The sequence below is a fragment of the Streptomyces sp. NBC_00464 genome, from assembly GCF_036013915.1.
In the GTDB taxonomy this organism is placed as follows: domain Bacteria; phylum Actinomycetota; class Actinomycetes; order Streptomycetales; family Streptomycetaceae; genus Streptomyces.
Window position 1 is genome coordinate 5,307,252 of sequence record NZ_CP107899.1, and the last position, 12,722, is coordinate 5,319,973.

The 12,722-nt window shown below is 68.1% G+C and carries 9 protein-coding genes; 7 read left to right on the plus strand and 2 right to left on the minus strand.

Annotated elements, in window-relative coordinates:
- The first annotated feature begins 77 nt into the window (after positions 1 to 77).
- The 3 genes from rplU (at position 78) to obgE (ending at position 2,281) form a co-directional block, all read left to right on the plus strand.
- Positions 78 to 398 carry a 50S ribosomal protein L21 gene (gene rplU / locus OG912_RS23830; RefSeq protein ID WP_145763481.1) on the plus strand — a complete coding sequence of 107 codons (321 nt, stop codon included), beginning with the start codon at positions 78 to 80 and terminating at the stop codon, positions 396 to 398.
- Positions 399 to 412: 14 nt separating this feature from the next.
- Complete coding sequence (rpmA, locus tag OG912_RS23835) at positions 413 to 670, plus strand: 50S ribosomal protein L27 (protein ID WP_018103204.1); 258 nt, start codon at positions 413 to 415, stop codon at positions 668 to 670.
- A gap of 171 nt (positions 671 to 841) precedes the next feature.
- On the plus strand, positions 842 to 2,281 hold the full coding sequence (gene obgE / locus OG912_RS23840) for a GTPase ObgE (RefSeq protein WP_327711174.1): 1,440 nt from the start codon (positions 842 to 844) through the stop codon (positions 2,279 to 2,281).
- Positions 2,282 to 2,350: 69 nt separating this feature from the next.
- Here obgE and OG912_RS23845 read toward each other — a convergent pair whose 3' ends face one another.
- A complete protein-coding gene (locus OG912_RS23845) occupies positions 2,351 to 5,962 on the minus strand; it encodes a bifunctional glycosyltransferase/CDP-glycerol:glycerophosphate glycerophosphotransferase (protein WP_327711175.1) in 3,612 nt (1,203 codons plus the stop codon).
- Positions 5,963 to 5,982: 20 nt separating this feature from the next.
- Positions 5,983 to 8,214: a bifunctional glycosyltransferase/CDP-glycerol:glycerophosphate glycerophosphotransferase gene (locus OG912_RS23850; RefSeq protein ID WP_327711176.1), complete on the minus strand. Its 2,232-nt coding sequence runs from the start codon at positions 8,212 to 8,214 to the stop codon at positions 5,983 to 5,985.
- A gap of 247 nt (positions 8,215 to 8,461) precedes the next feature.
- Between OG912_RS23850 and galE the strand changes: the two genes are divergently transcribed.
- From galE to rfbD, 4 genes are all read left to right on the plus strand, one after another.
- On the plus strand, positions 8,462 to 9,448 hold the full coding sequence (galE, locus tag OG912_RS23855; RefSeq protein WP_327711177.1) for a UDP-glucose 4-epimerase GalE: 987 nt from the start codon (positions 8,462 to 8,464) through the stop codon (positions 9,446 to 9,448).
- Positions 9,449 to 9,752: 304 nt separating this feature from the next.
- Positions 9,753 to 10,823, plus strand: coding sequence for a glucose-1-phosphate thymidylyltransferase (locus OG912_RS23860; protein ID WP_327711178.1), 1,071 nt, complete (start codon positions 9,753 to 9,755; stop codon positions 10,821 to 10,823).
- The gene (rfbB, locus tag OG912_RS23865; protein WP_327711179.1) at positions 10,820 to 11,806 is read left to right on the plus strand and encodes a dTDP-glucose 4,6-dehydratase; all 987 of its coding nucleotides are present in this window, start codon (positions 10,820 to 10,822) and stop codon (positions 11,804 to 11,806) included. The genes OG912_RS23860 and rfbB overlap by 4 nt, the downstream gene beginning before the upstream one ends.
- Complete coding sequence (gene rfbD, locus OG912_RS23870) at positions 11,803 to 12,705, plus strand: dTDP-4-dehydrorhamnose reductase (RefSeq protein ID WP_327711180.1); 903 nt, start codon at positions 11,803 to 11,805, stop codon at positions 12,703 to 12,705. Before rfbB ends, rfbD begins: the two co-directional genes overlap by 4 nt.
- Positions 12,706 to 12,722 lie beyond the last annotated feature (17 nt).

The following is a 12,722-nucleotide window of genomic DNA, read 5'->3' on the forward strand; positions in this document are numbered from 1 at the left end:
CGGATCATCACGGGTCCCCGGACCCGTGTGAGCAGCTGGCTTCAGAGGTTTTCGCTTCGAGTGAGAGTGAGATCCGCGTGTACGCCATCGTGCGCAGCGGTGGTCGCCAGCACAAGGTTGCTGTCGGCGACATCGTTGAGGTTGACAAGATTCCCACCGCCAATGTTGGCGACACGGTAGAGCTCTCTACCCTGCTCGTTGTCGACGGCGACGCTGTGACCAGCGACCCGTGGGTGCTGGACGGCATCAAGGTCCAGGCCGAGATTGTGGACCACCACAAGGGCGCGAAGATCGACATCCTTCGCTACAAGAACAAGACCGGCTACCGCCGTCGCCAGGGTCACCGCCAGCAGTACACGGCGATCAAGGTCACCGGTATCCCCGCGGCTGCGAAGTAAGGGACTGAGAACACATGGCACACAAGAAGGGCGCATCGTCCACCCGGAACGGGCGCGATTCCAATGCTCAGCGGCTCGGCGTGAAGCGCTTCGGCGGTCAGGCCGTCAACGCCGGTGAGATCCTGGTCCGCCAGCGCGGCACCCACTTCCACCCGGGCACGGGCGTCGGCCGTGGCGGCGACGACACGCTGTTCGCCCTCGCCGCCGGTGCGGTCGAGTTCGGCACGCACCGTGGCCGCAAGGTCGTGAACATCGTTCCGATCGCCGGCTGATTTTCGGCGCTCGTCGAGCGGTATGACGTGGAGGCGGACCTCACTTCCTGTTACGGGAAGTGGGTCCGCCTTTCGCGTGTTGCTCCTACAGGAGCGCGAGCTTTCGCGTGGTGCTCCGAGCGGGAGCACGAGCGAGATATTTCTGCACGTATGTAACTGGAGGTTCCAACCATGACCACCTTCGTGGACCGCGTCGAGCTGCATGCCGCCGCGGGTAACGGGGGCCACGGCTGCGCCTCCGTTCACCGTGAGAAGTTCAAGCCGCTCGGCGGCCCGGACGGCGGCAACGGCGGCCGTGGCGGTGATGTGACCCTGATCGTCGATCAGGCCGTCACCACGCTCCTCGACTATCACCACCACCCTCACCGCAAGGCCACCAACGGCCAGCCCGGTGCCGGTGACAACCGCACCGGCAAGGAGGGCCAGGACCTGATCCTGCCCGTGCCGGACGGCACCGTCGTGCTCGACACGGACGGCAATGTGCTCGCCGACCTGGTCGGCCAGGGCACCATGTTCGTCGCCGGCCAGGGCGGCCGCGGCGGCCTCGGCAACGGCGCACTGGCCTCCGCCCGGCGCAAGGCCCCCGGCTTCGCGCTCCTCGGCGAGCCCGGTGAGAGCCGGGACATCGTCCTGGAGCTCAAGACCGTCGCCGACGTGGCTCTGGTGGGTTACCCGAGCGCCGGCAAGTCCTCGCTGATCTCGGTCCTGTCGGCTGCCAAGCCGAAGATCGCCGACTACCCGTTCACGACCCTCGTCCCGAACCTGGGCGTGGTCACCGCGGGCAGCACCGTCTACACCATCGCCGACGTCCCGGGCCTGATCCCGGGCGCCAGCCAGGGCAAGGGCCTCGGCCTGGAGTTCCTGCGGCACGTCGAGCGCTGCTCGGTGCTCGTGCACGTGCTGGACACGGCGACGCTGGAGTCCGACCGTGACCCGCTCTCCGACCTCGACATGATCGAGGAGGAGCTGAAGCTTTACGGGGGTCTGGAGGACCGGCCCCGCATCGTCGTCCTCAACAAGATCGACATCCCGGACGGCCAGGACCTCGCGGAGATGATCCGCCCGGACCTGGAGGCCCGCGGCTACCGCGTCTTCGAGGTGTCGGCGGTCGCCCGTACCGGCCTCAAGGAGCTCTCCTTCGCGCTGGCCGGTGTCATCGCCGAGGCGCGTGCCGCCAAGCCGGTGGAGGAGGCGACCCGTATCGTCATCCGCCCCAAGGCGGTCGACGACGCCGGGTTCACCGTGGTGCTGGAGGACGACGGCATCTACCGGGTGCGCGGCGAGAAGCCGGAGCGCTGGGTGCGTCAGACCGACTTCAACAACGACGAGGCCGTGGGCTACCTGGCCGACCGGCTGAACCGGCTCGGTGTCGAGGACGCGCTGCGCAAGGCCGGTGCCCGGGCGGGCGACGGCGTGGCCATCGGTGCCGAGGACAACGCCGTGGTCTTCGACTGGGAGCCGACGGTGACCGCCGGTGCGGAGATGCTCGGCCGCCGTGGTGAGGACCACCGTCTGGAGGAGCCGCGTCCGGCCGCTCAGCGCCGTCGCGACCGCGAGGACGAGCGCGACGACGTCAGCAAGGAGTACCAGGAGTTCGACCCCTTCGCGTAGGGATCGGGGCTTGTCGAAAGCCGGGCACGGCCGGATCCTCCGGCCGTGCCCGGCTTTTTCGTGGACTCGTTACTCGCGTTCGTCGGTGAGTTCCTTCGCCTTCTCCAGCATGCGGTCCACCACCCGGCCCGAGGCGTGGCCGTCGTCCAGGTCGCAGAAGAGCCGGTGGAACCGCTCGTAGCGCTCCTCGTGGGCGGCCGCCACCTCGTCGATGTTGCGGATCGCGCCGATCAGCTCCTCGGACGTGCTGATCAGCGGGCCGGGCGCGTCGTTCTCGAAGTCGAAGTAGAAGCCGCGCAGTTGGTCCCGGTAGTGCTCCAGGTCGTAGGTGAAGAAGAGCATCGGCCGCCTGAGATGCGCGTAGTCGAACATCACGGACGAGTAGTCCGTGATCATGACGTCGGCGACGAGGTAGAGATCGGCGATGTCGGGGTACTCGGACACGTCGAAGACGAATCCGTTCCCTGCCCCGGGGATGCTGTCCACCACGTTGGAATGGCGGCGGATCAGCAGGATGTGATCGTCACCGAGATGCTCCCGCGCCTGTTCGATGTCCAGTCGCAGATCGAACTTGAACTGCCCCTGCCGATGCGCCAGGTCGTCGCGCCAGGTGGGGGCGTAGAGCACGATCTTCTTGCCGTCCGGCAGCCCGATGCGCGCCTTGATCTCCTTGGCCCGTGCCTGGAGGTCGGGTGCGTAGAGGTAGTCGTTGCGCGGATAGCCGGTCTCGACGATCTCGCCGGCGTACCCCATGGCCCGCTTGAGGATCGGGGTGCTGAACCGGTTGGAGGACACCAGCATGTTCCAGTTGAGGGACTCCTGCTGGAGCTGGGCGTGGTACTGCGGATTGAACTTCGGCGCGTCGATGTCCAGGCCGATCTTCTTCAGCATGGTGCCGTGCCAGGTCTGGACGATGACCTGGCCCGGGCGGCGCTCGATCCAGTGCGGGAGATGCGCGTTGGTCACGATGTACCGGCAGCGGGCCAGCGCGTCGTACCACTCGGTTCCCCAGAAGCGCACCTTCTCGGCTGTCGGCGGCAGGTCCACCTGTCCGTCCCTGACCAGCCACAGGTGCTGGACATCCGCGTTGCGCCGGAGCAGCTCCTCGTGGATGGCGCGAGGGCTGTCGGAGTACTGCTTGCCGTTGTAGCTGATGTACAGCACGGCGTCGCGCAGCGGCTTCTCGCGGCCGGCCTCGTACACCTCGCGGTGCAGCCTGTCCTGCCGGTAGCGGCCGCGTTCGAGGATGGTCAGATCGGAGGGGCACTGCAGCTGGGGGAAGTCGTGCCAGCGGGATTCGAAGTGGTACTCCCGGCCTGCGTGTTCGCCCGATACCGGAAAGTCCGGCACTGCGAGCCGGTCGATGACGAACGGGACGTCGGGGCTGCCGTCCCCCGGCCGAAGGTAGAAGTTCCACCGGCCGCTCTTCAGCGGCCGGGGGCCGTTGGGGCCTGCCATGGCCGAGGGCGTGAACCTGGCGACGAACGTACCGTCCGGGAGCACCTCGAGCGGCACGGTCTTCTCGTCGAAGAAGTCACGGGCCTTGATGAGGAAGGAAGGATCGCTCAGATCGGCCGGCGTGGAACCGCGGACGGTGTACTCGCCCTCGGTCATCCGCACCGCGGTCATCCTGGCCTGGACCGGGCGTCCGGAGAACTTCAGATAGCCGTTGTTTCCCGCGATCAGCGCGAGCTCGTTCCGCTCGGCGGCCTGGGCGAGGGTGGCGGGGAGCCGGATCTGGCGGTCGGCGAGTCCGTCGCGGACCACGGTGCCGAAGCGGCGCTCCGTTCCGTCGGGGGCGGTGGCGACGAGCTCGGTGCTCCAGTTGCGCCGGGAGGCCAGGGCCGGATTGGCGCCCTCCGTGGCCGTTGTCCCGTCGGCCATGTCCTGGTGCTCGGGCAGCAGCGCGACGTCCTTGAGCGGCACCAGGACCCGGAAGGAGGCGCGGCCGTCCGGACCGGGCTCCAGGACGGTGGGGTAGGAGATGACCTCCCCGCTCTTACGGTTGGAGACTTCCAGGCTCACCGACTCGCCCGCCGTCAGCGGGACGCGGATCTCGCCCTCGATCTCCACGCTCTCGTCCACGGCGCGGTGATCGGTGATCAGGGCGCGTACCCGCTCGACACGCAGCTTCAGGGCGCCCGTGGAGGTGTTGGGGAGCAGCCGGAAGTTCTCGTCCAGCCACTGGTACGGCGCGTGGTTGGCCGCACCCGCTCCGCTCGCGTGCACGGCACGCTTGCGGACCAGTCCCGCGGAGGCGATGCCCAGGCCGACGTGCCAGGTGCCCTCCACCCACTGGCCGCCCTTGCAGAGCTTTGCGGGGTCGAACAGCAGCTCCCAGCCCGCCCAGTCGTAGTTGTTCTCCTTCCGGGAGGACAGTGCGGTGCACTCCGGGCTGTAGACGTTGTGCAGGGGCAGCACCGTACGCCGTCGCGAGCCGTGCTTCTTGAGCGCCAGGACCTTGACGGCGCTGTGCTTCGTCGACTGGTCGATCCGGTCGATCCACGCGTGGCCGGACAGCCGCAGCTTGCCGTTCTCCCAGCTGACCTTCTGGAGCGGAGCACGGGGCGTGAGGTCGGGGTCGATCCGTCGAGCCCGTTTCGGTATCAGGCCGGCACTGTGGTCCAGGGCGGAGAAGCTTGCGTACTTCCGAACCCGCCCCTCGATCTCGATCGGGTCGCCGCGCCGCTCGGAGTTGATCAGCTCGACCAGCTCGGTCATGGCGTGCTTGCGTACCAGCAGCCATTTGACCCGCTGGGTGGCGGTCAGCTCCATGACCACCTGCGGATCCACCTGGTTCAGGAACTGGTTGATGACCCGCAGGAACTCGGCACGGAACTCTTCGTCCCCGTCGGGAAGCACATTGAGGAAGATCCGCAGATCGCCCTTGAGGACGGTGCGGTCGTACTCGCGCTTCAGCGTCGCGGCCTCTTCCCCGGGCTGCCTGCCGAAGAAGCGGCTCACCGACTCCACCGCGGCCGAACGGTCGCGTACGGCCTTCGGCTCGGTCCTGCGCTGGGTGATGGACGGGGTGCCCTCGCCCTCGCGCAGCCGCCAGTAGTACGTGGGAGTGCTGATGATGTCGACGGCCTCGGCCAGGAACTGGGCGGGCACGATGACCGGGACGTCCTCGTAGAGCACCCCTTCGGGGAAGGCCAGCCTGTGCTTCTCCCAGAACGAGCGCCGGAAGACCTTGTTACAGGCGATCTTGTCGTTGAGGAGCTTCCTGTTCACGGACACATGGGTCCGCTGGACGGCGCCGCCGGCGAGGATGCGGTGCATCGGTGACTGCCACACCTTGGTCCTGTTGATGTGCAGCACGTTGCCCGTGATGAAGTCCGAACCGCTCTCGTCCAGGCTTGCCAGCATGAGGCGGTAGGCGTCCGGCGGAATCATGTCGTCGCTGTCGACGAACGCGACGAACTCGCTCTCGGGCCCGAGCAGTCCGAGCCCCGTGTTCCGTGCGGCACCGAGGCCGGCGTTCTCCTTGTTGACCAGCCGGAACCGCGGGTCGCGGGCCTCGTACGCGGCAGCGATGGCGGCCGAATTGTCGGGGGACCCGTCGTTCACCATGATGACTTCGAGGTCCTTGAGGGTCTGCGCGGCCAGTGAGTCCAGACAGGCGGGCAGATACTGCTCCACGCTGTAGATCGGCACGATGACGCTGAGACGAGGGGCCATGGCTGCGGTTTCCTTTCGGGTCAGACCCGCTCGAACAGCTCGAGCGCCTGGGCCGGTGTGGGTGCCGGCACGCGGTCGGCGAGCGGTACGACGGGAAGGAGGTTCTCCTCGCCCAGGAAGACTCTGCGGACGACACGCTCCGAGGCCCGGCCGTCGTCGAAGTCGCAGAAGCGCTCCCGGAACGCGCTGCGCAGCGCGGCGGACGCCGGGCTCTGCCACTCGCCGGACCGAAGGATCTCGGTGAGCTGCGCCTGAGTGGTGGCGACGGCGCCGGGGGGCTCGGCCGGCAGGTCGAAGTAGCTGCCGCGGACGACCTTGTACGTGTCCCAGTCGTCGGCGAAGATCACGATCGGCCGGTCCAGGTTGGCGTAGTCGAACATCGCCGAGGAGTAGTCGGTGATCAGGGCGTCGGCCGCGAGGTAGAGCTGCTCCACGTTCTGGTGGGCGGAGACGTCGATCACCCGGCCGCTGGCCTGGAGCTCGGCGAGGCGGCCGGTGGCCCGGTAGAAGTAGTGGCCCCGGACCAGCAGTGTGACGTCGGGGCCGAGCTCTTCGGCCAGCGCTTCGAGGTCGATCCGCGGGGTGAATTCCTTCTGGTATTCACGGTGGGTCGGCATATAGAGAAAGATCTTGGAGCCGTTCGCCGCGCCGAGTTCGCGACGGGCGCGCGCGACCTCCTCGGCTCCGGCGTTGACCAGTACGTCGTTGCGCGGATAGCCGGTCTCCAGCGAGGTGTAGGAGCACGGATAGACCCGCTCCCACACCGAGGTGGAGAAGTTGTTGGACGAAAGGCTGTAGTCCCAGCGGTCGCACCGCCGCAACAGGTCCGCCATCTTCATGCTCGTGGAGGCCGGGTAGTCGGCCTGGTCGAGCCCCATCGTCTTCAGCGGGGTGCCGTGGTGGGTCTGCAGATGGATCTGGCCCTCGCGCTTGACCAGCGCGTCCGCGAAGTTCACGTTGTTGACGAAGTACTTCCCGCGGGCCAGCACCGTCCAGTACTCGCGGGAGCCGACGACGGCCACCTCGACGCCCTTGGGCACCCGGCTCACGTGCTCCGCGCGTACCAACCAGACCCGGCGGATGTGCGGGGCCAGCCGGGCCAGTTCGGCATCGATGGCCGCGGGGCTGCACGCGTAGCCCCGGCTCCAGTAGGCGGAGAAGACCGCGAGGTTCTCCTCGACCGGCAGCCGCAGCTGGGACCGGTAGAACATCTGCATCGCGGTCCGCTTGGCCCGGTTGACGCCCTCGCCGGTGCGCGCCCGTGCCCGGTTGCGCACCCGGTTCGCCCGGGTGACAGCCGTCAGGGCCAGATAGGCATCCTTTCCGAGCAGCGCGTACTTGCAACCGCGGCCACCGCCCGGACGCTCGAATCCTTCCGGCAGCCGTCGGTTGTAGTCGGCGGCCGCCCGGTGGAAGAAGTCGGACCGCGCATTCTTGGGGAGGCGGCCCGGCTTTTCCAGCACGGTGAGATAGTGGTCGACCATTTTTCCGAAAAGTGCGGGGCGCCAGGAATCGTGTTCCGGATGTTCGTCCAGATAGGCGAATACGCGGTCGTACTGGGCGAATACGTCGAAATGCTTGCGGCTGACCGTGCGAAGGATGTTTCCGCCCTCGCGTCGCTGGCGGTAGAGCACGCAGGTGCGGTCGAGCAACGCGATGCGTTCCGCCGCGACCAGGGTGGTGTAGGTCCAGGGGGCGTCCTCGTAGTACCCGGCCGGGAACCGGAACCCGTGTGTCTCGACGAAATCGCGGCGGTAGGCCTTGTTCCAGACGATCTGCAGCAGGTCGAGCAGCTCGGGCCGCTCCGAAAGGGGGAAGACGGCGGGCTCGCCGCGGCCGAGGAGGTCGGCTCGCCGGTTGGGCAGCAGTCGGCCGTCCCAGTAGCTGCGCATGTAGTCGTAGATCAGGATCTCGGGGTCGTCCGTCGCGTCGAGGCGCTCGGCGATGGCACCGAGCGAGCCGGGCGTCAGCGTGTCGTCGCTGTCGAGGAAGATCAGGTAGTCGCCGGCCGCCTGCTCGATTCCGGCATTACGGGCGTGTCCCAGCCCCACGTTCTCGCTGAGGTGGAGGACCCGGACCCGCGTGTCACGCGCCGCGTACTCGTCGAGGATGGCGCCGGAGCCGTCCGGCGAGCAGTCGTCCACAGCGATGACTTCGAAGTCGGTGAAGTCCTGTCGCAGTACCGAGTCGAGGCACTCCCGAACATACCCCTGCACGTTGTACGCAGGCACGATGAGTGTCAGTCGAGGCATCCTTCACCAGTCCAGAGATCCGTTTGCGGGGTCCGTGCGAAGGCGCGATTCGCATTGCGGAATCATGGGGGGAGCACCTGAACACCTGAACAGCGTAATTGATTGACATCCGACTGCCGTGGCCTCGTGTTCGCCTCGGCTTCATATCGAACGATAATACTGATCCTATTTTTTTGTCCGATTCGATTTACGTACACGTAGAGTGAACCTTTAGGTAGAGCCACGTGCAGAGGGAGAGACGCACAGAATGACTTGGATGGTTACGGGTGGGGCCGGATACATCGGTGCGCACGTCGTACGGGCGATGCTTGCCGGAGGTCTGCAGGTGGTCGTGTACGACGACCTGTCGACGGGAAACGCCGGGAACGTGCCCGACGGGGTGCCCCTGATCACCGGCAGCGTGCTGGACCGGCAGGCCCTGGACGCGGCGATCCGTGACCATGCCGTGGCGGGCGTGGTGCATGTCGCGGGGAAGAAGCAGGTCGGCGAGTCCGTCCAGCGCCCCCTCCACTACTACCGGGAGAACGTGACCGGCCTGGAGGTGCTGCTGGAGAGCATGGTCGCGGCCGGAGTCGACCGCCTGGTGTTCTCCTCGTCGGCCGCCGTCTACGGCATGCCCGACGTCGAGCTCGTCACCGAGGACACCCCCTGTGCGCCGATGAGCCCGTACGGGGAGACCAAGCTCATCGGCGAATGGCTGATCCACGCCACCGCCAGGGCCCACGGGCTGCGCTGCGCCTCGCTCCGCTACTTCAACGTCGCCGGCGCGGCCGCGCCCGAGCTTGCCGACGACGGGGTGTCCAACCTCATCCCGATGGTCTTCGAACGCCTCGACGCCGGTGAGGGGCCGCGGATCTTCGGCGACGACTATGCGACGCCCGACGGCACCTGCGTCCGCGACTACATCCATGTGGAGGACATCGCCTCCGCCCACCTCGCGGCCGCACGCAGGCTGAAAGGGGCCGAGCCCGGCACGGATCTCACGCTGAACATCGGGCGTGGCGAGGGCAGCTCGGTACGCGAGATGGTCGACCGCATCCTCAAGGCGACGGACAGCGGGGACATCGCCCCCGAGGTGACCGCCCGCCGCGCCGGTGACCCGGCTCGCGTGGTCGCGGGCGCGGAACGGATCCGTGCGGAGCTGGGCTGGTCGGCCCGGTACGGCATCGACGAGATGATCGAATCCGCCTGGCAGGGCTGGCGCCTCCGCCACCCGTGGGCCCGGCGGGAATGACGGGATCGGGCGGCTGGTCACCTGGCGGCCGGGGGCACGGAAAGGGGGTGCGTGAAAGGGTGCGTGAAATCCGCAGAATTCGATATCGAGTTCGACGTCACTCATGTGTGTGGCAGTTTTCGTGAACCGGTGCGTGCGAAACGAAGCCGAATGGTTACGGGGGCCTGTCGCTTTTCCTTCGGACGAGTCGGTAAGCGGGTTGACGGAGCTGTTTCGGCGTGGATGAGAGGCCGGATCTGACTATGGTCACCCGGTAGGTCGCAGCTGCTGCGACAGGACCGCCGACTCATCGTGGGGCAGAACTGTGAAGGCTCTCGTACTTTCCGGCGGGGCAGGCACCCGGCTTCGTCCCATTACTCATACCTCGGCCAAACAGCTGGTTCCGGTGGCGAACAAACCGGTGCTGTTCTACGGACTCGAAGCCATCGCGGAAGCCGGCATCACCGAGGTCGGCATCATCGTGGGCGACACCGAGGAGGAGATCCGCGCGGCGGTCGGCGACGGCTCCCGGTTCGGCATCGACGTCACCTACATCCCGCAGTCCGAGCCGCTCGGACTCGCGCACGCGGTCCTGATCGCCCAGCGCTTCCTGGGCGACGACGACTTCGTCATGTACCTCGGCGACAACTTCATCGTCGGCGGGATCGCCGGTCTGGTCGAAGGGTTCTGCGCGGACCGGCCCGACGCCCAGATCCTGCTGACCCAGGTGCCCGACCCGACCTCGTTCGGTGTCGCCGAACTCGACGGGGACGGCAGGGTCGTGGCCCTGGAGGAGAAGCCGAAGGAACCCAAGAGCGACCTGGCACTCGTCGGCGTCTACCTCTTCACCCGGGTCATCCACGAGGCCGTCCGCTCCATCCGCCCGTCCTGGCGCGGCGAGCTGGAGATCACCCACGCCATCCAGTGGCTGATCGACCAGGAGCGCGACGTCCGCTCCACCACGATCCGCGGCTACTGGAAGGACACCGGCAACGTCACCGACATGCTGGAGGTCAACCGCACCGTGCTGGAGACCGTCGAACCATGTACCCAGGGCGCTCACGTCGATGACGAGAGCGAGATCATCGGCCGGGTCCGGATCGAGCCGGGTGCCCGGGTCACCCGCAGCCGGATCGTCGGCCCCGCCATCATCGGCGCCCGCTCGGTCATCAGCGACGCCTACGTCGGGCCGTTCACCTCGGTCGCCCAGGACTGCCGGATCGAGGACAGCGAGATCGAGTACTCCATCGTGCTGCGGGGCGCCTCGATCGACGGTGTCCGCCGCGTGGAGGCCTCCCTCATCGGCCATGAGGTCGAGGTGACCCCCGCACCCCGCAGCCCGTCCGCCCACCGACTCGTCCTCGGCGACCACAGCAAGGTGCAGATCTCCTCATGACGAACCGTCTCCTGGTGACCGGCGGCGCCGGCTTTATCGGCTCCCACTACGTCCGTACGCTGCTCGGCCCGGACGGCCCCGGGGACGTCGCCGTCACCGTGCTCGACAAGCTCACCTACGCGGGAAATCCGGCCAACCTCGACGCCGTGCGCGGCCACCCCGGATTCTCGTTCGTGCAGGGCGACATCTGCGACGCGGAGCTGGTCGGCGGCCTCATGGCCGGACACGACCAGGTGGTGCACTTCGCCGCCGAATCACATGTGGACCGCTCCATCGACGGCGGCGCCGAGTTCGTCCGTACCAACGTCCTGGGCACCCACACCCTTGTCGACGCCGCGCACCGGGCCGGTGTCACGACCTTCGTGCACATCTCCACCGACGAGGTCTACGGATCGATCGACGAAGGCTCCTGGACCGAGAGCGAACCCCTCGCCCCCAACTCCCCGTACTCCGCCTCCAAGGCGTCGAGCGACCTGATCGCGCTCTCCTACCACCGCACCCACGGACTCGACGTACGGGTCACCCGCTGCTCCAACAACTACGGGCACCACCACTTCCCCGAGAAGGTCATCCCGCTCTTCGTCACCAACCTGCTGGACGGCCACCCGGTCCCGCTGTACGGCGACGGCGCCCACGTCCGCGACTGGCTGCACATCGACGACCACGTCCAGGGCATCGAACTCGTGCGCACCAAGGGCCGAGCGGGCGAGGTCTACAACATCGGCGGCGGCACCGAGCTCTCCAACAAGGAGCTCACCGGACTGCTGCTGGAGGCCTGCGGCGCGGACTGGGACACGGACGTCACCCACGTCGAGGACCGCAAGGGACACGACCGGCGCTACTCCGTCGACTGCACCAGGATCCGCGAGGAGCTCGGCTACGAGCCCCGCAAGGACTTCCGCACCGGACTCGCCGAGACCGTGCGGTGGTACCGCGACAACCGCTCCTGGTGGGAGCCGCTCAAGGAGAGGGCCGCCCTGTGAACCCGGTCTGGCTGGTCACCGGGGCCGCCGGAATGCTCGGGCAGGACCTCATGGCCGCCCTCGCCCACGAGGACGTCACCGCGGTCGCCGCCGACCGTACGGCCCTGGACATCGCCGACCCCGGCAGCGTCCGGGAGGCGTTCGCCGCCCACCGCCCCGCGGTCGTCGTCAACTGCGCGGCCTGGACCGCCGTCGACGACGCCGAGAGCCAGGAGGCCGCCGCCCTGCGGGTCAACGGCACCGGCCCGGCGGTCCTCGCCGCGGCCTGCCGCGAGCACGGCACCGTCCTGCTCCACGTCTCCACCGACTACGTGTTCGCCGGGGACAGCGCCCGGCCGTACGGCGAGGACGACCCCACCGCCCCGCGCACCGCCTACGGCCGCACCAAACTGGCGGGCGAACGCGCCGTGCTGGAGACCCTTCCCGGCACCGGCTACGTCGTGCGCACCGCCTGGCTCTACGGCGCGGGCGGCGCCAACTTCGTCCGCACGATGATCAGGCTGGAGGGCGTCAAGGACACCCTCGACGTGGTGGACGACCAGCGCGGCCAGCCCACCTGGACCGTCGATCTGGCCGGCCGGCTCGTCCGGCTCGGACAGGCCGCGCTCGACGGCACCGCCCCGGCGGGCGTCTACCACGGCACCAGCGGCGGCGAGACGACCTGGTTCGGTTTCACCCGGGAGATCTTCCGGCTGCTCGGCGCGGACCCGGCCCGGGTCCGCCCGACCACCAGCGGGGCCTTCGTGAGACCGGCCCCCCGGCCCGCGTACAGCGTGCTCGCGCACGAGCGGTTTGCCGCGGCCGGGATCGAACCCGTCCGGGACTGGCGCACGGCACTGGAGGAGGCGTTCCCGGCGCTGCTCGCCGCGGAACGCCCCCTGGCACCTGTCCGGCCCTGATCCGCTGGACAGGCCCC